General features: G+C 70.4%; 18 protein-coding genes and 1 pseudogene. 6 read left to right on the top strand and 13 right to left on the bottom strand.

Annotation, left to right across the window (positions count from 1 at the left end; genetic code table 11):
- Positions 1–92 precede the first annotated feature (92 nt).
- Together ACZ5VD_RS30255 and ACZ5VD_RS30250 are read left to right on the top strand one after the other, a co-directional pair.
- Positions 93–1523: an endo-1,4-beta-xylanase gene (locus ACZ5VD_RS30255; RefSeq protein WP_468683896.1), complete on the top strand. Its 1431-nt coding sequence runs from the start codon at positions 93–95 to the stop codon at positions 1521–1523.
- A 100-nt stretch (positions 1524–1623) separates the two neighbouring features.
- On the top strand, positions 1624–2931 hold the full coding sequence (locus ACZ5VD_RS30250; protein WP_468684003.1) for an RICIN domain-containing protein: 1308 nt from the start codon (positions 1624–1626) through the stop codon (positions 2929–2931).
- A gap of 87 nt (positions 2932–3018) precedes the next feature.
- Here ACZ5VD_RS30250 and ACZ5VD_RS30245 read toward each other — a convergent pair whose 3' ends face one another.
- Together ACZ5VD_RS30245 and ACZ5VD_RS30240 are read right to left on the bottom strand one after the other, a co-directional pair.
- Positions 3019–3153: a hypothetical protein gene (locus tag ACZ5VD_RS30245; RefSeq protein WP_468683895.1), complete on the bottom strand. Its 135-nt coding sequence runs from the start codon at positions 3151–3153 to the stop codon at positions 3019–3021.
- Positions 3154–3438: 285 nt separating this feature from the next.
- Positions 3439–4458 (bottom strand): carbon-nitrogen hydrolase family protein, encoded by a 1020-nt coding sequence (locus ACZ5VD_RS30240; protein WP_468683894.1) that lies wholly within the window; start codon positions 4456–4458, stop codon positions 3439–3441.
- 476 nt (positions 4459–4934) lie between these two features.
- Between ACZ5VD_RS30240 and ACZ5VD_RS30235 the strand changes: the two genes are divergently transcribed.
- A complete protein-coding gene (locus tag ACZ5VD_RS30235) occupies positions 4935–5288 on the top strand; it encodes a ferrous iron transport protein A (protein WP_468683892.1) in 354 nt (117 codons plus the stop codon).
- A 176-nt stretch (positions 5289–5464) separates the two neighbouring features.
- Here ACZ5VD_RS30235 and ACZ5VD_RS30230 read toward each other — a convergent pair.
- The 4 genes and pseudogenes from ACZ5VD_RS30230 to ACZ5VD_RS30215 all read right to left on the bottom strand — a co-directional run.
- A pseudogene (locus ACZ5VD_RS30230) lies at positions 5465–5911 on the bottom strand (XdhC family protein); the annotation flags it as partial.
- 348 nt (positions 5912–6259) lie between these two features.
- Positions 6260–7156, bottom strand: coding sequence for an aminoglycoside phosphotransferase family protein (locus ACZ5VD_RS30225; RefSeq protein ID WP_468551682.1), 897 nt, complete (start codon positions 7154–7156; stop codon positions 6260–6262).
- Between the two features lie 131 nt (positions 7157–7287).
- Positions 7288–8229: an NADP-dependent oxidoreductase gene (locus ACZ5VD_RS30220; protein WP_468683889.1), complete on the bottom strand. Its 942-nt coding sequence runs from the start codon at positions 8227–8229 to the stop codon at positions 7288–7290.
- Between the two features lie 327 nt (positions 8230–8556).
- Positions 8557–11079: a helicase associated domain-containing protein gene (locus ACZ5VD_RS30215; RefSeq protein ID WP_468683888.1), complete on the bottom strand. Its 2523-nt coding sequence runs from the start codon at positions 11077–11079 to the stop codon at positions 8557–8559.
- Between the two features lie 297 nt (positions 11080–11376).
- Between ACZ5VD_RS30215 and ACZ5VD_RS30210 the strand changes: the two genes are divergently transcribed.
- The gene (locus ACZ5VD_RS30210; protein WP_468683887.1) at positions 11377–12387 is read left to right on the top strand and encodes an amidohydrolase family protein; all 1011 of its coding nucleotides are present in this window, start codon (positions 11377–11379) and stop codon (positions 12385–12387) included.
- A 376-nt stretch (positions 12388–12763) separates the two neighbouring features.
- On the opposite strand, the gene ACZ5VD_RS30205 is transcribed toward ACZ5VD_RS30210, so the two are convergent.
- Positions 12764–14482, bottom strand: a complete 1719-nt coding sequence (locus ACZ5VD_RS30205; protein ID WP_468551686.1) for an acyl-CoA dehydrogenase family protein — start codon at positions 14480–14482, stop codon at positions 12764–12766.
- A gap of 83 nt (positions 14483–14565) precedes the next feature.
- Positions 14566–15132, bottom strand: coding sequence for a PadR family transcriptional regulator (locus ACZ5VD_RS30200; protein WP_468551687.1), 567 nt, complete (start codon positions 15130–15132; stop codon positions 14566–14568).
- A gap of 234 nt (positions 15133–15366) precedes the next feature.
- Here ACZ5VD_RS30200 and ACZ5VD_RS30195 point away from each other — a divergent pair, with 234 nt between their 5' ends.
- On the top strand, positions 15367–16641 hold the full coding sequence (locus ACZ5VD_RS30195; RefSeq protein ID WP_468683885.1) for a cation:proton antiporter domain-containing protein: 1275 nt from the start codon (positions 15367–15369) through the stop codon (positions 16639–16641).
- Positions 16642–16831: 190 nt separating this feature from the next.
- On the opposite strand, the gene ACZ5VD_RS30190 is transcribed toward ACZ5VD_RS30195, so the two are convergent.
- The 5 genes from ACZ5VD_RS30190 to ACZ5VD_RS30170 form a co-directional block, all read right to left on the bottom strand.
- Positions 16832–17308, bottom strand: a complete 477-nt coding sequence (locus ACZ5VD_RS30190; protein WP_468683884.1) for a hypothetical protein — start codon at positions 17306–17308, stop codon at positions 16832–16834.
- Between the two features lie 14 nt (positions 17309–17322).
- The gene (locus ACZ5VD_RS30185; protein ID WP_468683883.1) at positions 17323–18555 is read right to left on the bottom strand and encodes a molybdopterin-dependent oxidoreductase; all 1233 of its coding nucleotides are present in this window, start codon (positions 18553–18555) and stop codon (positions 17323–17325) included.
- A gap of 162 nt (positions 18556–18717) precedes the next feature.
- The gene (locus tag ACZ5VD_RS30180; RefSeq protein WP_468683881.1) at positions 18718–19974 is read right to left on the bottom strand and encodes an SWIM zinc finger family protein; all 1257 of its coding nucleotides are present in this window, start codon (positions 19972–19974) and stop codon (positions 18718–18720) included.
- A complete protein-coding gene (locus tag ACZ5VD_RS30175; protein ID WP_468684002.1) occupies positions 19971–22844 on the bottom strand; it encodes a DEAD/DEAH box helicase in 2874 nt (957 codons plus the stop codon). Before ACZ5VD_RS30175 ends, ACZ5VD_RS30180 begins: the two co-directional genes overlap by 4 nt.
- Before the next feature lie 416 nt (positions 22845–23260).
- Complete coding sequence (locus tag ACZ5VD_RS30170) at positions 23261–23677, bottom strand: hypothetical protein (RefSeq protein ID WP_468683880.1); 417 nt, start codon at positions 23675–23677, stop codon at positions 23261–23263.
- Between the two features lie 562 nt (positions 23678–24239).
- Between ACZ5VD_RS30170 and ACZ5VD_RS30165 the strand changes: the two genes are divergently transcribed.
- Positions 24240–24800 carry a TetR/AcrR family transcriptional regulator gene (locus ACZ5VD_RS30165; RefSeq protein WP_468683878.1) on the top strand — a complete coding sequence of 187 codons (561 nt, stop codon included), beginning with the start codon at positions 24240–24242 and terminating at the stop codon, positions 24798–24800.
- Positions 24801–25196 lie beyond the last annotated feature (396 nt).

Here is a 25196-nt window from a genome sequence, read left to right as displayed (position 1 = left end):
CCGACCAGCCCCGTCCGTCTGCCGAGTGGGAGCGGACACCGCATTCCCCCGCGCTTCAGTCCTTCCTTGATTTCTACCTTGGAGGCACAGACATGGGCTCGTACGCCCCTCCCAGAACCGTTGTCCGCCGGAAGGTCCACGCCCTGCTGGTGACACTGGTCGCCGCGGTCCTCGCCGCGGTCGCCGCACTGACCGCGCCGCCGAGCGCACACGCCGCCGAGAGCACCCTCGGCGCCGCGGCGGCGCAGAGCGGCCGCTACTTCGGCACCGCCATCGCCTCGGGCAGGCTGGGCGACTCGGCGTACACGACGATCGCGAGTCGTGAGTTCAACATGGTGACGGCCGAGAACGAAATGAAGATCGACGCCACCGAGCCGCAGCGGGGCCAGTTCAACTTCACCGCCGGTGACCGCGTCTACAACTGGGCGGTGGCGAACGGCAAGCAGGTGCGCGGCCACACCCTGGCCTGGTACGCCCAGCAGCCCGGCTGGATGCAGAGCCTCAGCGGCAGCACGCTGCGCCGGGCGATGATCGGCCACATCAACGGCGTGATGGCCCACTACAAGGGCAAGATCGTCCAGTGGGACGTCGTGAACGAGGCCTTCGCCGACGGCAATTCCGGAGCCCGGCGTGACTCCAACCTGCAGCGCACCGGCAACGACTGGATCGAGGTCGCCTTCCGCACCGCGCGCGCCGCCGACCCGGCCGCCAAGCTCTGCTACAACGACTACAACGTCGAGAACTGGACCTGGGCCAAGACCCAGGCCATGTACGCCATGGTCAAGGACTTCAAGCAGCGCGGCGTGCCGATCGACTGCGTCGGCTTCCAGTCGCACTTCAACAGCGGCAGCCCCTACAACAGCAACTTCCGCACCACCCTGCAGAACTTCGCGGCCCTCGGCGTCGATGTGGCCATCACCGAACTCGACATCCAGGGCGCCTCGTCCACGACCTACGCCAGCGTGACCAACGACTGCCTGGCCGTCCCGCGCTGCCTCGGCATCACCGTCTGGGGTGTGCGCGACACCGACTCCTGGCGACCGGGGGACACCCCGCTGCTGTTCAACGGCAACGGCAGCAAGAAGGCCGCCTACACCGCCGTCCTCAACGCACTCAACGGCGGCTCCACCACGGCCCCTTCGGAATCCGGAACGATCAAGGGCGTCGGTTCGGGCCGCTGCCTGGACGTGCCCGGCACCAGCACCACCGACGGCACCCAGCTCCAACTGTGGGACTGCAACAACGGCACCAACCAGCAGTGGACGTACACCGCCGCCGGCGAGCTCAGGGTCTACGGCAACAAGTGCCTGGACGCCGCCGGCACCGGCAACGGCACCAAAGTCCAGATCTACAGCTGCTGGAGCGGCGACAACCAGAAATGGCGCCTCAACTCCGACGGATCCATCGTCGGCGTCCAGTCCGGCCTCTGCCTCGACGCCGTCGCAAGCGGCACCGCCAACGGCACCCAGGTCCAGCTCTACTCCTGCTCGAACGGCAGCAACCAACGCTGGACCCGCACCTGATGGGACCTGCCCAAACGAATGGGGTGAACCGATGAAGACCAACGGTGCGGCCTCCCCCGCCCCTCCTCCCAGACATCGCTGGTGGTCCCGGATCGCCGCTGTGGTGGCGGCGACCCTCGCGATCGGCATGCTCACAGCGGTGAAGCCGGCGCCCGCCGAGGCGGCGACGGTGGACACCAATGCCTGGTACGTCCTGGTCAATCGCAACAGCGGCAAGGCGCTCGACGTCCCCGGTACGTCCAGCGCCGACGGCACGCGGGTCAGCCAGTGGACGCGCACCGACGGGGCCAACCAGCAGTGGCAGTTCGTGGACTCCGGCGACGGCTTCTACCGCCTCAAGGCCCGGCACTCGGGCAAGGTCCTCGACGTGGCCGGCGCCTCGACCGCAGACGGTGCCGCCATCCAGCAGTGGGCCGACCACAACGGGGCCAACCAGCAGTTCCGCCTGGCCGACTCCGACGCGGGCCACGTCCGGCTGATCAACCGCACCAGCAACAAGGCGGTGGAGGTGCAGGGCGCCTCCACCGCCGACGGCGGCAGCGTCGTCCAGTACACCGACTGGTCCGGCGCCAACCAGCAATGGCAGATGATCAAGCTGTCGTCCGGTGGCGGCGGTGCTGCCGGATGCGGCAGTGCCCCGACTCTGACGAGCGGCACGCACACGATTCAGAGCGGCGGCAAGAGCCGCAGCTTCATCCTCAGGGTTCCCGCGAACTACGACCACAGCCGCCCCTACCGGCTGATCTTCGCGTTCCACTGGCGGGGCGGAACAGCCGGCGACGTCGCCTCCGGCGGCACCAGCGGAAACGCCTGGTCCTACTACGGCCAACAGGAACAGTCGAACAACGGCGCCATCCTCGTCGCCCCCCAGGGCCTCGGCAACGGCTGGGCCAATTCGGGCGGTGAGGACATCACCTTCGTCGACGACATGATCCGGCGAATCGAGGCCGGCCTCTGCGTCAACCCGGCACAGCGTTTCGCCACGGGATTCAGCTGGGGCGGCGGTATGAGCTACGCACTCGCCTGCAGCCGGGCGAACGTCTTCAGGGCCGTCGCGGTCATATCCGGCGCCCAGATCAGCGGATGCAGCGGCGGCACCCAGCCCATCGCCTACTTCGGCATCCACGGCGTCAGGGACTCCGTCCTCAACATCGGGCAAGGCCGGTCCCTGCGCGACAAGTTCGTCAGCAACAACGGCTGCACCCCCCAGAGCCCGCGCGAGCCCGCGACGGGCAGCCGGACACACATCACCACCGCCTACTCCGGCTGCCGTGCCGGATACCCGGTCCAATGGGCCGCGTTCGACGGAGACCACATCCCCGGTCCGGTCGACGGCTCCTCCGGCGAAAGCGGCGTCACCACCTGGACCAAAGCAGAGATCTGGAGGTTCTTCGCACAGTTCCAGTGACACACCCCCACCACTGGGTGGAGCCAGGCCCATCCTGGCTCCACCCACTCGACGTCCATCCCGGACGGAAGGACGCAAAGACCCTTCTCAGGAGAGCTCCCACGCGTTCGGACGGGCGTCACGGCCGGCGAACAGGCCGGGGGAGAAGCGGCGTTCGACGAACACGCCCTCGCGCAGAGAGGTCTCGCCCGCCCGCTGCACGGCCTCGCAGGCCGCCGCCAAGCCGGAACGACGAGGAGAGCTCCGGCAAGTCGCCTGCCAGGTGGCGCTGCCCCGCGTTGGGGTGACTCCAGTCGTCTCTGAACTGTGCGGACGGCTCTTTCCGCGCCTTGAGGGGCGTGCGGTGTGACGCGCTCAGTTCTCCCCACGAGCTCCCCAGCGACACCCTGTACTCACCAGATTCTCGCCAGAGCGCGGCCTGCGCGAGCCGGTGTGGCAAGGAACCCGAGGGGGTCGCGCGCCCGGAGCCATTCCGTACGCGCGAACCCCTCGGATTCCGCCTCTGAGCTAGAAGGCCGCGGTCCGGTCCTCGCTGCGAGGGTCGCTCACCTGGTGCTCGGTGTAGAGGCCCGAGCGCGACTCACGACGCCAGGGACGCGCGTAGGTCACCGCACCGACGGCGGCCTCGGAAGTGTCGTCGAGGTTCACGACGGCCACCGATGGGGAACCGTCCGCGAGGCACCGCGCAAGCCAGTCGCCGTTGGGAGCGACGATTCCGGTCGGTGCGGTGACGCTGTCCTGCGCCGGCCCCGACAGGCTGACCCAGTAGCTGTTGAACGCGGCGTGGCCTTGGACCTGGGCTTGGGCGGTGATGTTGCCCGGCGTGCCGCTGGTGGAGAGCAGCACGCAGTCGACGTCCAGCCGCTCGTACTCCGCGAACAACTCCGGATAATGGATCTCCATGCCGAGCAGGCAGCCGAAGCGCACACCGTCGACCTCGAAGGTCACCGGTGAGACACCCGGGGAGTACATGTACGAGACCTTCGTCTTCGACAGCAGGCGCTCGTCATAACGCGTGACGACCTCGCCGCGATCGGAGATGACGTAGAGGCTGTTGTGCGGCCGGTTCGGGCCGGTCAGGCGGTGAACCGACGGGATCACCGTCCACAGCTGCAACTCGCCGGCCAGCTCGGCGATCGCCACCAACTCCGACTGGAGTACCGGCCACCGGCACCTGTCCCAGTCCGCCGGGCCGACCGCGTCCGGGCCGTCGACGGACATGACGAACTTGCTGGGAAAGCAGATCGCGCCTTCCGGGAAGTGCACGATCCTCGCTCCCTGAGCACTGGCCTCGCGCATCAGAGCACGGACCTCACGCCCGCTGTCGCGCAGCGCCTCCACGTCTCGGGGGTCTTCGCGTACGAGGGTCTGCGCTACGGCGAGCCGCACGGTCATGGGATTCCTTGCTTCCGACATGACGTCTCCTGATGGAGTCGGACGGAAGTGCCGGAGGGCGGACGTGTAGGACTCACCGGTCTTGGCGGCGCGGGCACGCACCTGCTGCTTGAAGTTCCTACGGGCTGTCATCGCGGCCTTCCACGCCTTGAGCGACGGCTCCCCAGCAACCTCGCCCGAGGCGATCGGGCTGCGACAACGACCTGAGACGCTGGTCCCTTTGCCTCCGACAGGAGACCGCGCTGGGGACGGTCACGGGAGGTTCGGCGTAGGCCACGCAGTGGGTCATCATGCCGTCGCTCGCAGGCTCCGTCAACATCCTTCAACACGTCCGGTGCACCGTCGCATGGCCGGCTGCTGAAGACACGATCAGGGTGGACAGATCTCCGGTGAGCGCACCGGCCGTTCTGCTCCCCTTCGTGTGCCGGTGTGGCACATCCTGCTGAGATCGCTGGGCGGGTGATGCTCTGGCCGGCGGACGGCTCCGGCCGGAAGGCACTACTCGCCCGCATCGGCCTCACCCCCGACCGGGTCGCCCCGGACATACAGGTGCTGACTTGTCCTCTATTTTCTGGCGCTCCTGAAGTGGTACGGGCAGAGTGGGCGGCATGACAGACAGTTCCGGGCCTGTTCCCGCGGACGTGGAGGAGCGCCAGGCGATGGAGCACATTCTCGGTCCTCCACCGAGCCAGACGTGGCCGGCGGGCGCACTGGCAGCGGGCAGCCGGGTCACGGTCGTTCGCGACCAGGACTGGGAAGGTCCTTGGCAGGCCGAGTTTGCTGGAACGATCGATGCCATGGGTGCACCCGAACCCAACGAGCATGCCCAGTCGCTCAGCGGCGAGCTGTTGTACTGGGTGACCTTTGACGCGCCGCAGTACGACTGCGACGGGGCCGGTCCCTATTACAAGGCCCAGGTCTGGGGTCGGTACCTAAGGGCCGAGGCGGAGACCGAGGCGTAGGGATACCGCGCCTTGTGTCCCGCTTGAATCGGCCGTCGAAGTGGGTGGCTCACCTGGGTATTCGCCGGACGTCGGGGCGGCCCTGGTCTGGTCATGTGCTCCGGCCAGGGTGCGTGTGAGGCAATGAAGTCCCCAGTGCACCGGCCCTTGCCTGGCACCGAGCGGTCAGTCGGTGCTCAGTGAACGGCCCTCGCCGCGCGTTCCCGTTCCGAGTGGACCGGGTGGACCTGGTGGATTCGACCGGACAGGTCAGACAGGGGCAGGCCACTTGCAGCGTTGCCGGAGGCGACGATCTCCGCGGTGATGGAGACCGCCGTCTCCTCGGGCGTACGGGCGCCGAGGTCGAGGCCGATCGGGGAGCGCAGCCGAGCCAACTGCTCATCGGTGAGGCCCGCTTCCTTCAGGAGGCGCAGGCGTTCGTCGTGGGTGCGTCGGGATCCCATCGCGCCGATGTAGGCGACCGGTAGGTCGAGTGCGAGCCGGAGCAGGGGGATGTCGAACTTGGCGTCGTGGGTGAGGACGCAGACGGCGCTGCGAGAGTCCACGGCCGTCCGTGACAGGTAGCGGTGGGGCCAGTCGACCACGACCTCGTCGGCGTGCGGGAAGCGGGCGGGTGTGGCGAAGCCTTCGCCCGCGCGGGCGCCCGCGTCGCCCTCGCCGACCGGTCCCCGGACACCCCGTGGGAGACCACACGGCTCATCGAGGAGACGGGCGGACAGGCTCTGACCCTCGACGGTGACGCCACCCGCGAAGACAACGTGAAACTCGCGCTGACCGGCTCGGAGAGGCCGAAGGTCTCCAGGTCAGCCTGGCCGGCGCCGAGAAGAACCTCCGCCGGCTCGATCGGAGTCGCGGGCAGCCTACGGCCGGGGATGCCGGCATCCCCACCACGCGTGGTGATCGCTGCACCCACGAAGGTGGCTGCCACACGGCCCGCAACCGAGATCGAGAACAGTGCAAAGGCGCGTGCTCTAAACGCCCTTCAGAACACGATCAAGTGCCGCCCGGCCCGCAGGTCCCCAGTGCGGCTTGCCGCCGGGAAGGCCCCGATCACCGTTCTGCCCCATGAGAAGCAGGAAGAGGCTCTTCATGGCGGCCAGCCCGCGGGCGCGCCGGATCGCCGCCTCGTCCGCATGCGCGTACATGTCGAAGAACCGTGAGGCCGTGCCCACGGGGAGCAGCACCCATGCGGCCGCGAGGTCCCAGGCCGGATCGCCGGCGAACAGGGCACCGAAGTCGATGATGCCCGAGAGCGTTCCGTCCGAGACGACGACGTTCGCGGGATGGAGGTCGCCGTGCACCCATACCGGCGGCCCCTCCCACCCGGGGGCCGCGACGGCATCGTCCCAGACGGCCCTGACCTCGTCGGCAATGCCGCCGGGGACAACGGCTTCAAAGAAGTAGTCGAAGCCGTCCGTGCACTTCTTGGGGTGAGCGCCGAAGTCCGAGCTGGTCGGTGCCTCGGCGGGCGCCTCCACGTGGAGCGCCCTGAGGAAGCCCGCCAGCGTGTCGGCCGCGTGCTCGCCGCGGCTGATCGAACCGTGGTCCAGCGGCTCGCCGGGAACCCACGTCATGACGGTCCAGTGCTTGGGGAAGCGCTCGGACGGTTCGCCGAACCGCACCGGAACCGGCACCGGGAGCGGCAGACGAGGGGCCAGCACGGGGAGCCACCGCCGCTCCTTGAGCTGGAGCTCCGGGGTGGGGTCCATACGCTGCATACGCACGGCCAACTCGTCCCCGAGACGCCACATGTGGTTGCCCCAGCCGCCCGCCACCTCGCGGATGGCCAGCCCCGCGAGGTCTGGATGCTGCTCCTGCAGCAGGTCGCGCACCAGGTCTGCAGTGATCTCGCTCTCGGTGTCGGTCATGAGAACTGACTGTACTGAGACGGCAGGCGGGGCGCCTCACGCTCTCCGGCACATCCCGCTGCCATGAGATTCGGCCGCGGAATCCGAGAGGCGCCCGGGCCCAGGTGGCCGTCCCACGAGATCCACCCAACTCACCAAGAGCCATCAGAAACGGCCCAGGGCCGGAGAACGATCTTGCCGTGGGTTCGGCGTTGTTCCAGCTCGCGGAACGCGTCTTGCACCCGTTCCAGCGGATAGGTGCGGGCGATCGGCACCTCCAGTTCCCCGCGCGCGGCAAGCCGGGCCAGCTCGCCGAGAACGACCGCGCACGCTGCCGCGCCTTCTCCGTAGGTTCGCGCGCCGACCCTGGCCGCGGCCTGCCAATCGCGGATCGTGTTGATCCGCTCGGGCTGCACGCCCAACTCCACCGCCAGCTCCACGTAGCCGTCGCCGAACGTGTCGATGAACGCGTCCACGTTCCCGCCGGAAGCCTGCCGGATCCGTTCGGCCATTCCCTCCCCGTACGCGACCGGGACGACACCGCGATCCTTCAACCAGGCGTGGTTCCGCTCGCTCGCCAGCCCGATCACCGTGGCGCCGCGCCGCCGCGCGAGCTGCACGGCGAGGGACCCGACACCGCCCGCCGCACCTGACACGACGACCGTGTCGGCCGGCCCGGGGTCCACCGCGAACACGCAGGCGTATGCGGTCGTGCCTGCCACGTACAACGACCCGGCCACCTCCCAGGACAGCCCCTCCGGACGCGAGACCACATTCACGTCGTCGACCACGACGAACTCCGCATGGCTCGCCCTGGCATGGGTGAAACCAAGGACCTCATCGCCCACCGCGAAGCCGCGCACCTGCGGACCGGTCTCCACCACGACGCCGGCCAGATCGCTGCCCTGCCCGGAGGGAAACACCGACGGCCAGCGTCCGTGTCGCGCACCCTCGCGGATCATCGCCTCGCCGGGCTGGATCCCGGCCGCGTGCACCTCGACCAGCACCTGCCCGGGGCCGGGCGCCGGCCGCTCCACTTCCTCCACCCGCAGCACATCGATCCCGCCATACTCGTGGAACCGCACGGCCTTCATCGCGTGATCACCGCTCTTCCTCGTTCGGACAGGCCTCGGACGGCCACGCACCGGTTGGCCACACACCGGCCGTGCCATCGCACTCAACGGATCGGAACGGAACTGTCTTCCCGGGATCAACGGTCCGAGGACGCGCCGGAACGCATGGTGAAGACCAACCGGCACGGGGATGCGCCGGGGCGACGTCGATGTCCGCTTCCTCCGCCTGCCGGACGCCTTCCTGAGCGATGACGTCCGTGCCGACGTCGGCCACCACAACGCAATGCGGCCGGGCCGGCCCAGTGGGACCGGCCCGGAAACCGTCAGCAGCTGCACCAGGCCGGGTGGCTACCACCTCATGTCGAGGGCATCGAGGTCGGCCCGTCGCTGTGCGGTGAGTTTGGCGGCCCTGCGCCGTGTGTTGTCCAACCAGCCACCCAGCTTGACCTCGGTGCCATCGGCCAGGCGTTCGAGATGCTTGCGCGGGACGGTGAGGTGGCCTTCGCGGGTGTGGAACTGCCTCGCCGCGGAAAGGCTGATCTCCCATCTGGCGTCCTGCGTGTGCCGCATGGGCTGCTCTTCCTCCCGGATGGGGTCGAGGCCGAGGGCGTTTTCCAGGAGCCACCGCTGCGCCGGCAGGAGCTTGTCCCAGATCAGCCGTTGCGTGGCGGTCCAGGCGCCGATGTCTTCGCCGTGGACGATGAGTTCGCCCGCGGCGGCCGGCAGGGTGTCGCCGGCCTGGACGCGGGCCAGAGCAAGCCGGAAGCAGCGCTGCCAGGCGACGTCCCAGCCCAGGGGGCACCAGCCGGGGTCGATGGCCTCAAGCGCCTCCAGGCGGTTCCTGGGGATTTCCCCGGTGCCGGCGAGTGTTTCCCCTGCGGCACGTCGTTCGGAGTTGTGCCGTGTCCTGCGGGCTGCGGCCCGCTGGTTCTTGGCCCAGACACCGATGGGGAATCCTCCCTCCCCGATGGCGGTGGCCGATGGCAGGAACATGCCGTCATGTGTGGCTGCCCAGGCCCGTGCGACGGTGAGGCCTTCCTCGAACGCACTGTCATGGTGCGACCACACCATGCCCAGCCCCTCCAGCTCCCGCACCCGCTCCGCTTCCAAGGTCCCGTCGTTGTAGTACTTGCGCTGATCGGCCACCCAGACCCCCAGCGGATACCCGCCCACTCCTGCCCAGCCGGCCGGCCCCGTGTAGGTGTAGGGCACGCGCAGCTCCGTACTGCCGGTCTCGTGCAGCCATCTGGTGGCGGCCTCGATGCCACGCCGCCAGGAGGCGTTCTCCGGGTCGATCACCCGCAGCCGCATGAATTGGGCGAGGACGGCGGGGGAGCGGTCTTCGCTGAACCGCAGCAGCCCGGCCGCGGCGGCGCTCACCGCCGCGGCGCCGTCGTCCTCCGCCCGCTGGGCCACGTGGGCCTGGCCGGCGTCGTGTCGGGCGTCGAAAACTGCCTCTGCGCCGGTCCGTTCACCGTCTGCGGGGCGGCCGGGGCTGCCGCTGCGGGCGCGGGGGTCGGCGAGTGCCTCGATCGTGTCGGTGTCGTGGGCCCGCAGCGCTCCGAGGACCTTCGCGAGGGTCCCGTAGGCGTCTGAGGTCAGCATGTCGTCCGCTTCCTCGTCCGGTCCGAGGAACACCGGCACCACCAGGGAGGCGAGCTTCCCTTCGCCCGGTTGCAGGCGCAGGGCGCGCCCGACCATCTGCACGATGTCCACCATCGAGCCACGCGCGTCGCAGAAGAACACCGCGTCGCACCAGGCTGTGTCGACGCCCTCTCCGAGGACTTTGACGGAACTCAGGACCCGTACCGTGGCCGGAACATCCCTGCCCTGTGCGGCGCCGTCGCTGAGGAAGTCGGAAGCGAACTCCTCCAGTACGCGGCGGCGGCGAGCAGGGGAGTGCTCCCCGCACAGCCAGTCCGCCCACACCTGCCTGGCCGGCGGGAAACGGCCCGGTTCCGCTCGGGCGAGCTCCACGGCGACGCCGGGCGTGCCGGTCGCCATGGCTTCGGCCTCGCTCACCCGGCTGTGGAAGGCCAGGACGCGACGCAGCCGTTCGTCGGCCGCCGCGGTCAGCAGTCCTGTCTGCAACGCAGCCAGCCGTGCCCCGCGGACCGCCGCTGAACCGCCGGGCCCGGCCGCCATCGCGGCGTGCAGCGCAGGGTCGCGGATATCGACGCACACCACCTGATAGGGCGCCACCAGCCCCCGCCGGATCGCCTCGGACAGCTTGAGCTTGTAGGCCACCGGCCCGAACACGGCGCTGTCCTCGTCCATGCTGGCCACCAGCCGTGGCCGGTCACCGTCGGCTTCCCAGATCCGGGCGGTGGCGGTCATGTACAGCCGACGGGCCGCGGGCACCCGGGCCTGATCGTGCACGGCCGCCCACGGCCTGCCCGCGTCCCCGCTGGTGCGGTGGGCTTCGTCGACGACCATCAGGTCCCACACCGCCAGACCCGCCGCGTGCGCCCGCTGCAGGATGCCCAGCCCGACCGCGGCGTACGTCGCGAAGACCGTCACCGTCTCCCTATCCCCAACCCAGGCCACCAGTTCGTCCGGATCGGTCGTGCAGGGGATGCCGTCGCTGTCCTCTGCCCGTAGCGAGCACACTCCGACCATCGCACCCTGCCGTCCGCCACGGCGCCAGGCCGCAGCCGTCTGCGTCAGCAGGTCGAGTGTCGGCACCAGGACCAGCACACGCCGTGCGGCCAGACGTCGTGCCGCTTCCACAGCGATCAGTGTCTTCCCGGACCCGGTGGCGGCGATGACCTGCGTTCTCAACCCCTGGGAGGGCAGGCGGCCGCCAAGGGGGGACTGGAGGTGTCTCACCACGCTGTCCACAGCTTCGGCCTGGTGAGGGCGGGGCGTCATATGGGGCATGGGAGCCTTCCGGGAGGGCGGGCGGCTGTGTGCAAGAGCGATTGTCCTTCAGCGCCTTGCAGAAGTGTGGCCATCGACCCTCAGCGTGGCCATGGGCCCTCGCAGAGCTCGGCAGTGCTGCACTGACCGGGGACCGCCCTGGTGAGAGGGCAGGCGAGAGGGGCGAGGCGGCGTGATCATTGCGGCCGGCGCCGGTTCACAGGCGGGGCAACCCCAGCGGCGGGGAGACCCCGGTGGTCCCAGCAACACCCCCACAGCCACCGTCTGGCCGCACTGTCCTCTCGCCCCGTGTCCGACAGAGTACGGCGGGTCAAACGCGAGGGCGCGGACTTCGTCAAGGTGTACTCCCGCCTGTCCCGCGAGGCCTACTTCGCCATCGCGGACGAGGCCCGGCGCCAGGGCATCCCCCACCTCGGGCACTGCCCCGACACCGTAGGGATCACGGAGGCGAGCGCCACCGGCCACCGCACCATCGAGCACCTGCACGCGCTGCTCCTGGCGACCTCACGCCACGAGAAAGAGATACGGCGCCGTCTGGCCGCCGTAAGGATCGATCCGCGCGACCCCAGCAGCCTGTCCCGCTACCACAGTTGGTTCCAGCAGGTGCACCCCCTTGAATGGCGGGCGGTGCAGGGCTATGACCGGGAAGCGGCGGACGCCCTCTTCCGCAGCCTGGCGGCCGACGGGACCGCGGTGGTCCCCACGCTCAGCGTGCACCGCACGCTGGAGCTGCCCGACGACGTCGCGTCCGGGGCCGATGAGTGGAAGTACCTGCCCGCCTGGCAGGTGGAGAGCTGGCCGGACCAACTTGCGGCCCTGACCGGTGGGCGCACCCCCGAACAGGCCCGCCAGATCCGCCGGATCTTCGAGCACCGCCTCCGGCTGGTGAACGAGCTGCACGACGCGGGAGTGCGTCTGGCGGCGGGCACCGACACCGGCACCGGATACCTCGTCCCGGGCTTCGCCCTCCACGACGAGCTGGCGCTGCTCGTGGCGGCCGGCCTCACTCCGGCCGAGGCCCTGCGCGCGGCCACGCGGGACGCGGCCCGCACCCTCGGCCTGCCCGCCGTCGGCACCGTGGCCCGCGAACAGGCCGCCGATCTCCTCGTCCTCGACGCCGACCCGCTGCGTGACATCCGCAACACCCGCCGCATTCACGGCGTGGTCGTCGACGGCAGGTGGATCCCGCCGGAGGAACGCCGGCGGCTGCTCGCGGCGGTGGAAGTCGCCGCCGCGCAGACCCCGCCGCCACAGGAGGGCGCGACGATGACGGGCTGCGGCTGCGGCGCACACCCCTGACCGTCCTCCGGCGGCGGCCCCACCCACGAGCCATGCCGGCCGCAGCTCACAAGACGCGCTGCTGCGGAGCCTGCCCGTCGCGATGCCTCACCACAGGCCGGCCGGGAGCCCGAAGCCGTCCGAGGCGCGGGAGACCCTGACGATGCTGCCTCTGCGTGAGACGGCACGGGCGCTCGACGGCAGCGACGGAGACGGCCGGGACAGCGGAGACGGCGGCCGGGACCGGCCGGAGGAGACCGACAGCGGTTCGGGCGTGTTACGAAAGTCCCGTCCGGCCCGCGGGCGGACGCCGCCGCTTTCGGAACACGCCCGAGGAGCTCTACTGCTCCCGGGGACCCCTACCGTCACCTGTCGACGCGGTCCCCTGGGCAGGCTGTCACGGCGTCATCTCGTACGCCCCGGACAGTGCCTCCACACGCTCCCAGACGCGCCCCGAACGCGCTTCGTCGACGACGGGACGCCGGACGGCACCGAGCGCCCAGCGCTGTTGATCCGCAGTGGCGGAGTCCTTGCCGTGCAGTTCGACGGCGGTGGCGGAGAAGTCGCGGACGAGGACGGAGAACAACTCGTCGAGCACCTCCTCGTCAAGGTCCGTCAGACGGGCCTGCTCCAGGATCAGCTGGCCGTGCACCACCAGCGCGAACAGCTGGCCGACGGAGAGGAGAAGATCGAGGTCGCGGCTCTGCCCCTCGTCGGGTGCTGCGGTGGTGACGAACTCGCACAGGGCGTCGGCCTGCTCCCGGAAGCGAGCGACGTTGGGCACCCCCGCGTATGCGTCGTAGGCGGGGCGCCAGTCGTGGAAGCGCACGGAGCCAAGGCCACGGGCCGGTCCCTGCTCGAAGAGGAACGTGTCGTCAGCCGCGTCGAGGCGGGTGGGCACGGCCGCGAACTCGGCCGGGTTCAGGAGATGGTTGCGCATGAACTTGAGGATCAGCGCGAGGTTGACGTGCACCGTGCCCTCAAGCTTGGGCAGGCCCCGGATCTCGACGGCGGCCTGTGCGAAGTAGGTGTCCTTCTCGAAGCCCTTGGCGGCGATCACGTCCCACATCAGGTCGATGACCTTCTCGCCCTCCGTGGTCACCTTCATCTTCGTCATCGGATTGAACAGCAGATAGCGGCGGTCGTCCGACGAGGCGGAGCGGAAGTAGTCGACAGCTCGGTCGCTGAACAACTTCATACCGACGAGGCGGACGTAGGCGTCGGTCAGCTCGCGGCGCACGTGCGGGAACGCGGTGACGGGGCGGCCGTACAGGATGCGGTTGTGCGCGTGGGTGACCGCCTCGTACATCGCGTGCTCGCAGATGCCGATCGAGGCGGTGCAGAGATTGAACTTGCCGACGTTGACGGTGTTGAGGGCGGCGTCGAAGGCCGCGCGGCCCGTGTGCAGGACGTCGTCCGGGCCCACCGGATAGTCGTCGAGGCGGAACTCGCTGACGTACTTCGAGGAGTCGACGACGTTCTTCACGAGGTGATAGGCCGGGTGGCGGCTGTCGGCGGCGAAGAAGACGTAGCCCTCGGGGCCCTCGATGTCGGTGCGCCGGCCGAAGACCGAGACGAGCCCGGCGGCATTGCCGTTGCCGATGTAGTACTTGGAGCCCGCCGCCTTGAAGCCGCCGTTGCCGTCCGGCGTCAGCAGCATGTCGGTGGAGTAGATGTCGGCGCCATGGGTCTTCTCGGAGAGACCGAAGGCGAACACCTCACCCTGGGCGAGGAGTTCCGCCGTGCGCGTGCGAGCCGCGGTGTTCTCGCTCTGCCAGACCGGTCCCAGGCCAAGGATGGTCACCTGCCACGCGTACCAGTAGTCGAGACCGTAGAACCCGAAGATCTCGTTGAGAGCTGCGATCCTCGCCGTGTCCCAGCGCTGGTCCTTATCCCCGGCGGCGGAGGCCGGGGTGAGGAAGGTGGCGAACAGCCCTTCCTTGGCTGCGAACGCGAGGAAATCGGCCAGCCAGGCACGGGACCGGTAGTCCTCGATGAGCTGGCGCTTACCGCGGTTCTCGAACCAGTCGACGGTGGCCCGCAGCAACCTGCGGGTCTCGGGGTCGAAGTGCGCCGGGTCGTACGTGTGGGGGTTGAAGAGAAGGGGGTCGGCCATGGAGGTCCGCCTTCCGGAAGTAGCGGGTTGATGAGGGTGCGGGACTGAAGGTCGCGGGAGCGCGGGCGGCGGTGCGCGGCTCTTCAGGGGTGCGGGTGTGACGTGCCGAGCCGCCGGAGGGTGGCGAGTACGTCGTCGAGCCAGGCGATCGTCATCCGCTCGTACGCGATGCCGCCGCGCAGCACGACATGCTGCAGTTCCTGACCGGCGTCGAGCGGTGTGGGTGCCGCCGGGCCGGTGAAGTCGCGCAGTTCCCCCTCCACATAGTGCGCGAGCCGTTCGCTGTGCATCTGGCGGTGCCGTTCGACCTCGCGGACCAGCACGGACGGGTCGGCGAAGGCCGCGCCGCGGATCTTCACCGCGAGGTCGTGCCGGATGCTCTCGGGCTGAATGGATTCGTGCAGCCACCGAGAGAGGGCGGAGCGGCCGGGGCCTACGACGGAGTACTCCTTCTTGTCCGGTCGACTCTGCTGTGACAACTCGCGGACGGCGAGCAGTCCCTCGCTCTCCATGCGTTTGAGAACGCGGTAGATCTGCTGGTGCGTGGCGGTCCAGAAATATCCGATGGACCGCTCGAACCGCCGGGCCAGCTCATAGCCGGAGCCCGGCTTCTCCAGCAGGGAGACGAGGATCGCGTGCTCGAGCGCCATACCGCGATCCTGCTATGCAACTCGTTGCATAGCCAAGCGGCGCTGCCCAGGTGAGACCGGGCTCACTCAAGGCTGCGAGGGACGGGTCGCCCACCACGCCCGAGTGGATCGGCCTTCCCCTCGACAGCCGCAATCGGGCAGTCCAGTGAGCTTGGGGACGTACTCGGGCGAGGTATCGGTGCGGACGGGGTACCCACGTGGCCTGGGAATGATCGGGTCGAGCAGGAGGTCGCCGTGACGCTTTCGGACGGGGTCTACGTCTGTCTGGGCCTGGGGGCGCTGGTGGCGGCTGTGCTGCCTCAGGTGGTGTCCAAGCGGCCGCTGTCCCTGCCCATGGTCTTCCTTGCCGCGGGGGTTCTGACCGAGTTGCTGCCGGTGGGCGTACCGGCCGTGGATCCTGTTCGTGATCGCTTGTGGGTCGAGCACATCACCGAGGTGTGTGTGATCGTGTCGCTGATGGGTGCAGGGCTGGCCATCGACCGGCCCTTCGGATGGCGCCGGTGGTCCAGTACGTGGCGGTTGCTGGGCATCACGATGCCGCTGACCGTGGCGGTCGTTGCCCTGCTGGCCTGGGGGTTGCTCGACTGGCCGCCCGCTGCCGCTCTGCTGCTGGGGGCCGTCCTCGCGCCCACGGATCCCGTGCTGGCCGGTGAGGTGCGCGTGGGTGAGCCGCTCGATACCGAGCGCGAGGAGGACGAGGACGAGGTGCGGTTCTCCCTGACCAGTGAGGCCGGGCTGAACGACGGACTCGCGTTTCCGTTCGTCTACGCGGCCATCGCTCTCGCCGCGGCGGCCGGGACGGGCTGGTCGGCGGAGTGGATCGGCTCCTGGGCGCTGACCGACCTGCTGGGCAAGTGCGCTGTGGGGCTGGCCGTCGGGGGCGGTGTCGGCTGGGTGCTGGGGTGGATGTTCTTCCGGGTGCGTACCTCCGCGCTGCGGTTGTCCGAGCACATGGAGGGTTTTGTGGCGCTGGGTGCCACCTTCGTGTCGTACGGCATCACCGAGGTGCTCCACGGCTACGGCTTCCTGTCCGTGTTCGTCACCGCCTGCGTCATCCGGGCGGCCGAGCGCAGCCACGGCTACCACAAGGTGCTGCACGGGTTCACCGAGCAGATCGAGCGGTTGCTCACGGCCGTGCTGCTGTTCCTGCTCGGTGGCTATCTGGTGGCGGGCGCCTTGTCCGCCCTGTCGCTGAGGGGTGCGGTGCTGGGCGTGCTGGTGCTGCTCGTCGTACGGCCGCTGACCGGGTGGCTGGCACAGGGACGGGCCGCCATGGGAAAGAAGGAGCGTGCCGTGGTCGCCCTGTTCGGGATCAGGGGAATCGGTTCGCTGTTCTACCTGTCCTACGCCCTTGGGCAGGACTCCTTCGGAGGGCTGGAAAAAGAGCTGTGGGCGATCGTGACCCTCACCGTGGTGATCTCGGTGGTGCTGCACGGGGGCATGGCGGCCCCGGCCATCGGTTACCTGGACCGCCGGCGCGAGGGGCCGGAGCTCGGCGGTCGGTCGTAGGCCCACGACCAGGTCGGCATCCAGATCCCGCCCAGCCATGTCGCCGAGGAGCCCGCCGAACGCTTCGACCGTGTCGGGGTCATCAATCCGCGGCGTCCGGGCCCGCACGCATAAAGCACGAGCTGCGGCACATGCGCGCCCGGGGCGGCGGTGCCGTCATCAGCCTGCTCCTCGGCTGGCGCCCGCAGCGTCAGTGGGGGACCGGTGGCCGTTCCTTCGCCGCCTGGCGCAACCGCAGGGACCGCAGCAGGAGCGCCACCGCCGAGCCGCCGAACAGCACCGCCGTGATCAGGAGCCAGCGGGACAGGAATCCGTCGCCGGACAGGGTGGTGGCCGAGCTGTAGTGGTCTGCCACCTGCCCGCTGATCAGCGGAAACCAGATCAGCAGCAGTAGGGCGGAGAGCGCCGCCGGGACGCGCACGAAGACCGTCCACTCCCGGTGGCCGGCCACGCCCAGCCCTCGTGCGACGAGCCGGTCCGCGCCTGCGTACAGGGGCAGCAGCACCAGGTCGTGCACGAGCGCAGCGCCCACGAACCACAGCACGACAGAGAGCCAGTCGTCCGCGAGCAGCCGTACACCCGCGTACCCGGCGAGCGCGAACGATCCCAGGAGGAGCAGGAGTTGAAGTGGGCTGCCTACGCGCGGGCGCACCACAAGCCGTCGCATGACATGTCCTCGCATCACAGCTCTCCGAACGTCATTCGGTCCACCCACTTGGTGTTGAGTACGCCGGGCGCCGCGGGGACGATGATTCGCGCCGGGTAGCCGTGGTCGGGGGTGAGGGGTTCGCCGTTGACGAACAGGGCGAGCAGGGAACGCGGGTCGCGCACCTGGTTGTCGCGCAGGGCGGCCCGGCGGAACGCCCCGTGCCGCTGGAGCGACTCCACCATCACGTCGGGCGCCGCGCCGGTCTTGTACCCGACGAGCGCCGCCAGATCCCGCAGGCGTACGCCCCGCCACCACTGGTCGGAGGTCGACCAGCCCTCCACGCACGCGATGGGCAACGCGGCGCTGTGCAGGGGGAGTTGCAGCAGTTCTGCCCGGCTCAGCCGGACTGTCCGTCCGGGCCCCTCGATGACCAGACGCCATGCCTGGTCACTCGTCTCGGTCATGCTGATCCCGCGTGACACGGCTGTCTTGTTGATCTGGAAGCCGCCGGGTCCCGGGCCGGGTTCGGGACCGCCGTGCGGAGCGAGCAGGGCTGTCGCCCGCAGTGGTCCGTCGAAGCTTCGGCCCGCCGTCGTGGCCAGCAGGAGCAGGGAGCCGCCGCCGACGAAGGCGAGGGCGCCGCGGCGCGAGACAGTGGGCGGGGCGGGGTTCGGGGAGACGAGCCCGCCCTCCTCGTCGCGCAGGTGGCGCAGATTGTGGACCGCGGCCGGCATCCGCAGCACCGCGTGTGTCACGAACGCCGCGAAGAACACCCAGGCCCCGTAGAAGTGCAGCGGATAGAAGGAGCCGGGGAAGAGGTAGTCGAGCTGGACGTTCAGTACGCCGGTGATGAACTCGAACAGCGCGCCCCCGACCAGCAGAAGCAACGAGATCCGCTCCAGCGCGTGCGTGAGGGATCGCACGGGCGGCAGGGTGAACAGGCGCGGCAGGACCGACCACAGTTTTGCCAGCAGTACGGGGATCAGTGTGATGCCCAGGGTGACGTGGACGCCCTGGGTGAGTCGGTAGAGCCAGGGCGGGTCGGTCGGCCAGGCGAAGAGGTAGAAGCCGAGCAGGCCCTTGTCCGGGGTCTTGTCGTTCACCGGCGACAGGCCGGGGTTGTAGGCGGCGTACGACACAAGGCCCGTGACGAAGAGCACCGTGATCCCACCGAGCAGCACGATACCGAGCACTGAGGTGAACCAGCGGCTGCGCAGCGGGCTGCGCCAGAAACCGGGGGAGGTGGGGAGTGGATGGTCACGCATGTCCCGACCGTAGGCCGGTACGGGCTGGGGACGGGGCCCGCAACTCATGACGAAATGCTGACGTCCCGGGTTCACCGGAGCGTCATCCGGTCTTCCTCGGCGCTGCGTCGGGCCGTTTGTCGCGGTACGCGCAGCTGCGGATCAGGTGCCGCTCAGCTGGGCTTATTCAAGAGATCCGGGGTCGGACGGGGTGGGTGATCGGCGTTTGTCCCAGACGTCGGTGAGGGCGGTGGCCGGGTCGGGGTGGGCGGGGCCGCAGGGCCACCATTCGCCGTCGATCTCCTGGTAGGGGTGCCAGCGGGTGTCGGGGCCCAGGCGGAGCTGGAGGCCGGTGGCGTCGATGGTCAGCCGGTTGCGCCAGGTGCGCAGAGCGGGCGCGGCGCCATCGTCGCCGTGGATCTCGGCGAGCGTGCGGGCGAGTGCGGTGCGGGCGGTGGCCATGACCGTGGGGTCGGGGCTGTGGGGCTGCTCGGCGGTGGTGACGCCTGCGGCGCCGCCGTGGCGCCAGGCCCGTACGAGGCGGGCGAACTGGTTCGGGCGTAGCCCGGTGCCGGCCTGCAGGCCGTGAAACCACGTGACGTCCTGGTGGGCGGCGGCCATCCGCAGGGCGTCCTGGCGTCGGGTGAGGTACAGGGCCCTCGCGTCGCCGGTCAGGAGGAGGGCGGCACGGGTGGCGGTGTCGGCGGCGAGGCGCTGCAGGTCGTCGGCACAGGGGCCCGAGGCCGGGGGCGGGTCCGTCGTGAGGGCGGGGGTGCGGGAGGTCGCGGGCTGGGGTGGGGCCGCTGGTGCGGGGCGGGCGGTGTTCCAGTCGGCGTACGCGGTGGCCGCGCGGATGCCCCCGGGTGCGGGGGATGGGCTGTCGGGTGCGGCCGGGGGAGTGCGGCGGCGGCGCAGCTCGGCGAAGACCTGCTCTTTCGTACGGCCGCGCAGCGCGAACAGGACGAAGGGGTCGGCGTCGACGTCGGCGGCGATGGCGTAGCACAGGGCGGCGGCGTGCTTGCAGGGGTGGCCCCAGTCGGGGCAGGAACAGTCCGGGTCGAGTTCGGTGGGCCCGGGCAGCAGTGGCACGCCGGCGGTGTGGGCGTCGTCGACGAGGCCCTGGGGCATCTCGCCGTCGAGGAGGGCGGCGGTGTGCCCGGCGCGGGCGGCGATCGCGTCCAGCAGGGTGTCCCACTGGGCGTCGGTGAGGGTGGGGACGCGGACCGAGGTGCGGTACGGGCGTGGGCGGCTGCCCTGGACGGGGGCCTTGACGACGCCGGGGGAGACGGTGACCTCGCCCACCATGTTGTGGCGGGCGTAGGTGCGGCCGCGGGAGAGGCGGCCGGAGTCGAGAGTGGAGTCTTCCAGCGCACCGACCCATGCCTGCCCCCACCAGGTGGCGGCGAAGGCGCGGCCACCGCGGCGCCGGGCCGGGCTCATGACCGCCCGGCCAAAGCGACGAGTTCGGCGAGTTCGTCGTCGCCGAGTTCGGTGAGCGCGGCCTCACCGGAGCCGATGACGGATGCGGCCAGGGCGCGCTTGGATTCCAGGAGCCTTGCCACCTTGTCCTCCACGGTTCCCTCGGTGATCAGGCGGTGCACCTGTACGGGACGGTCCTGGCCGATGCGGTGGGCGCGGTCGGTGGCCTGGTCCTCGACGGCCGGGTTCCACCAGCGGTCGTAGTGCACGACGTGGGTGGCGCGGGTGAGGTTGAGGCCGGTGCCGGCGGCCTTGAGGGACAGCAGGAAGACCGGTGCTTCACCGGCCTGGAAGGCGGCGACCATCTCCTCGCGGCGGGCCACCGGTGTGCCGCCGTGCAGGAAGAGCGGCGCCCGCCCCTGTTGGGCCAGATGCTGTTCGAGGAGCCGGGCCATCGCCGTGTACTGGGTGAAGACCAGGACGGACTCGCCCTCGGCGGTGATGGTGGCCAGGAGCTCGTCGAGCAGTTCGAGTTTGCCGGAGCGGCCGGAGTCCAGCGGACCGTTCTGGCGCAGGTACTGGGCGGGGTGATTGCAGATCTGCTTCAGCGCGGTGAGGAGTTTGAGGACCAGCCCGCGCCGCGCGATGCCTTCGCTGGTGCGGATCGTGTCCATGGTCTCGCGCACCACCGCCACGTACAGGCTCGTCTGCTCGGTGGACAGGGGGACGACGCGGTCGGTCTCGGTCTTGGCCGGGAGTTCGGGGGCGATGCCCGGGTCGGACTTGTGCCGGCGCAGCAGGAAGGGGCGTACCAGGCGGGCCAGTCGTTCGGCGGCCTGTGGGTCCTGGCCGGACTCGACGGGGCGGGCGTGCCGGTCGCGGAAGACGGGCAGTGGGCCGAGCAGGCCCGGGGTGGTCCAGTCGAGGATCGCCCACAGTTCGGAGAGATTGTTCTCGACCGGGGTGCCGGTCAGCGCGACGCGGGCTTGGGCGGGCAGGGCGCGCAGTTCGCGGGCGGTGGTGCTGTAGGGGTTCTTGGCGTGCTGCGCCTCGTCGGCCGCGATCAACGACCAGGGGACGTCGGCGAGTCGCCTGCGGTCGCGGCGGAGCACGCCGTAGGTGACCAGGACGATCTCGCCGCGCGCCAGGTCGTCGAGGTGCCGGTCGCCGCCGTGGAAGCGGCGCAGGGGCGTGCCGGGCGCGAACCGGGCGGCCTCGCGTGCCCAGTTGCCGAGGAGCGAGGTGGGGCAGAGCACCAGGGTGGGCCCGGCGGTGGCCGGATCTTGCTGGCGGTGCAGGTGGAGGGCGAGCAGGGTGATGGTCTTGCCCAGGCCCATGTCGTCGGCGAGGCAGCCGCCGAGGCCGAGTTCGCACATGTCGGCCAGCCAGGCCAGACCGCGCAGCTGGTAGCCGCGCAGGGTGGCCTTCAATGCGGTGGGCTGGGGCACCGGTTCACGCACCTGCGGGTCGCGGATGCGGTCGACGAGCGCGGCGAACGCTCCGGCCGCCTGTACCGGAACACGCTCGCCGTCCGCCTCCGCCTCGCCGGTCAGGGCGGTGGTGAGTGCCTCCATCGGGGAGAGCGGACGCATGCGGCGGTGCCGGGCGCGGGCGACGATTTTCGGATCGGCGACCACCCACTGCTCACGCAGCCGGATCAGCGGCCGGCGGGCTTCGGCGAGGGTCTCCAGCTCGGCCTCGGTGAGCAGCTCGTCGCCGAGTGCGATCCGCCAGCTGAAGTCGAGCAGGCTGTCGGCGTCCAGCAGGCCGGGCGCGGCCGAGCCCGGAGCTCCCGGCCGGCCGATCTCGGCCCGCGCGGTGAGCGCCTTGACCAGCTCGCGCGGCCAGTGCACGGCGATCCCGGCGCCGCGCAGGGAGTCGGTGGCATCCCCGAGCAGATCCAGGGCCTCGTCGTCGCTCAGCGGCAGCCGGTCGGGCGCGGCCTCCTCCAGGAGCCGCTCCAGTGGCGGCCAGGCGCGGGCACCGCGGCGCAGTGCCAGCAGCGTCTCGGTTTCCGCGCGTGGCCCCAACTGCCACTGTACGGCGGCCGGATCGGCCCACAGGTCGGCGGCCTCGACGACCAGGGCGGGGTCGTCGGCGGTGTGCAGCTGCAGCACCGCCTGGAAGCGCCGCCGTCTCCCGGCCGGCAGTTCGACGCGCAGACTGACGGTGACCTTGGCCGACAGGGCCGCGTCGGTCTCCTGCGCCCACGTACGCAGCTCGGGCACCGGGCGCATCTCTCGCCAGGCGTAGGGGAGATGACCGAGGGCCAGCGGGGCGGCCGGGGTGCGGGCCAGCGCGTCGGCGACGGCGTCCGCGAAGTCCCGGATCAGGGCGGCCGGTTCGGCGATCCGCAGCGGAGCGGTGCCTGGCAGGGGAAGGCAGTGCGCGTGCGGCGGGAAGGTGGCGGCCAGCTCGTCGACGGCTCGCCGCCACGCGGTGTCGTACGGGCCGACCCTCCACGCGTCGTACGCGGCCTCGCTCAACGCCGGATACAGGCGCCCCTCGGCCAGCATGCCCAGCGTCAGCCGCGCGGCGGCCGCCCAGGCGGCGGCGGACGGATGCGTGGGCGTGGCCCCGAGCAGGGCGGCCACCGCCACGGGCGGAGAGACCGCGTACGAGGCGATGACGCGGCGGCGTACCGAGCGACCGTGCGGCAGCACCAGCTCGATGCGCCCCGCCTCGGCACCCTCCGGCGCCGGCGCGGCGGGCACCGCATCAGAGGGTTGCCACACGTGCAGCCGTCCCAGCCGGTCGGGCTCGCCGGGCACGAACACCACGGCCCAGCCGCCGGCCAGCAGCTCCCTCACCCATTCCACGGACTGAGGCGAGGCCAGCGGCTGCACCGCCAAGCCCCGTTCACCGGGCAACGGGACGATCACACGGGCCATGCCACCCCATTCCCGCTCTACGGCCACCGCCGCCGACGTACGACAGCCCGACTCCATCGACCATCCGACTCCATCACAGCGCGCACACGGCAGCCAAACCCGGGCCAAAGGTCGTGCACCCCTCCCCGGCGGAACCGCCGGACCCTTCGCCCCCGCCCCGCCGAGCCTCCCCGCACCGGCACCCATGGTCGCGTCCAGGAAAATGCCATGTACGGGTTCGATCTGATCCAGGGGTTTACTCCGGCTTCAGGGTGACGCCCGCAGGTCACATCCGCGGACGTCATGCATGGCGCGCCCTCCGGCGTCCACTGCCGTGCCCCGGTGCGCGGGTTGAGCCAGGGGCGAACCCGCGAGAGCCTTCCGTACTCGACCTTGGAGTGTGCAGCTCAGGAGATGGCCACGGTCCGTCTCCGGCCTCACGTAGGCAGCCACCCGGGCCACCAGGGTGGGACATTGTCAAGGGGGCAGTTGCCGTTGGTGTCGTTCCCCACCCCGAGCGGGGTCCCCAGCCAGGCGAAGTGCACCAAGGTCAGGGCGATCAGCGCTGCCAGGCACACCGCAGGTGGTATCAACAAGTTCAGGTGCCGGCGCTTCTGATGTCGCAGCATGCCCACGGGCAGCGCCCACGCGGCCAAGCCCGTGAATCCCGCCGCGAGGACCGTCAGCGGCGCTTCCCAGGTCCACAGATCTAACAGGCTCGGGTGTTCCCGCAGGATGACGGCGCAGGTCCGGCGCGCCGCGCGGGACAACCGGTAGGCGCCGTAGCCCGCGAGCGCCCCTGCGAGCAATGCCAAGCAGCCTGCCATCCAGGGCGGATTGGTCTGTCTTTCCATGTCAGAACTTGACGCGCCGCGATGCTGCGAGGTTCCTGCATCTACCAGGCTGATCCCGGGAAGTGACGGCTCCCCGCCCGCCTCGGCCCTGTATCGGCACAGATCAGAGGCTTGTTCCGTACCGGGTGAACGCCGTTGCCCTTGGGCGGCAGATACGGCCCACCTGACTGGCCCTCGGTTCAACCCCGGGCCGTTGCGACCCCGGGTACGGCCGGCGCCAGCCGGTACGCATTCCCCTCGCGCCGCACGTGACCGGCGGTCGGCGCCGGGAAGTGCCTGCCGAGCAGCAGGGTCGAGGTGCCGGCCAGCGAGTCGAGCATCCGGTGCCGGGTCCTGGTGGCAAGTTCAGCTGCGATGTCCACGCAGCTGCAGAGATCCGGATGCCCCATCTGGACCGGATGGTGGATGCTGTCGCCGCGGCGGAAGCCCCCGGGCGGCTCGTGCGCGCCCCGGGGCGCGCGGCAGACCTTCTCGGTCGCCGACGTCAGATGGTGCAGTGGCCTTGTCGCCGGGAACGGGACGGGGCGACTAGAAGCAATATATTCGCATTAAGATGGAACGTATGAGCCCCAAGCCCATGACGCGCCCCGGCGGACGTAGTGCCCGTGTGCAGGAGTCCGTCCATGCTGCGGTCCGCGAACTCGTCGGCGAGCACGGCCGCGAAGCACTGACCGTTCCCCTGGTTGCCGCCCGGGCCGGCGTGACCCCCTCCACGATCTACCGCCGCTGGGGCGACCTGCAGGAACTCCTGTCCGATGTCGCAGTCGAACGGCTGCGCCCGGAGACCGACCCCGTCGACCTCGGCAGCCTGCGCGCCGACCTCGACGCATGGGCGGAGCAGTTCCTCGACGAGATGGCCTCACCGCCCGGGCGTGCGTACATCAGGGATGCGCTCCTCGGTGATCCGGACGGCACCAACGCCGGCCAGTGCTCCGCCTACGCCGCAGAGCAGATCGACACCGTCCTGAACCGTGCGACACGGCGCGGAGAGGCCGTGCCTGACACGGAACGAGTGATCGACCGGGTCGTGGCGCCGATGATGTACCGCATTCTCTTCCGACCCGGTCGCCTGGATGCCACGTACGCACGCGAGCTCGTGACCAACGCCCTCGGCCGCCCCTGACGGCGAAACCGCACCGGACGACCGTGCTGAGCCGACCGGGAAACGGCGAGACCCCGCTGCCTGCCCGGCTCCGGGCCCCTCACCGGGCGCGGCATCCCCAGAACGACCGCTGCTGACCAGCAGAAGCTCGCGGTTTTTTCCCCTTTGCCGGTCAGCGGCCGACAGTCCTCGCCGATGGGTTCCCGACCGCCAGGCCGTCCGCGTGCTGGAGCAGCTACTCGCCGATGGCGCGGGCGCCCCATGATGCCGACGCCGCCCGGTGCCGGGCTCACTCGTCGCTGCCGGCGTCCCCGGTCGCGGCCACCGGCCAGCCCAGGTTGACGGTCTCCGTGCCCGTGCCGTTCCACCATGTCGCTACCCGGGCCCATCGGCCGCGCCCCGTGGGAGTGAGGTGGT

Source organism: Streptomyces sp. NPDC032822, from assembly GCF_055578825.1.
This window is presented reverse-complemented; position numbering and strand designations above follow the sequence as displayed.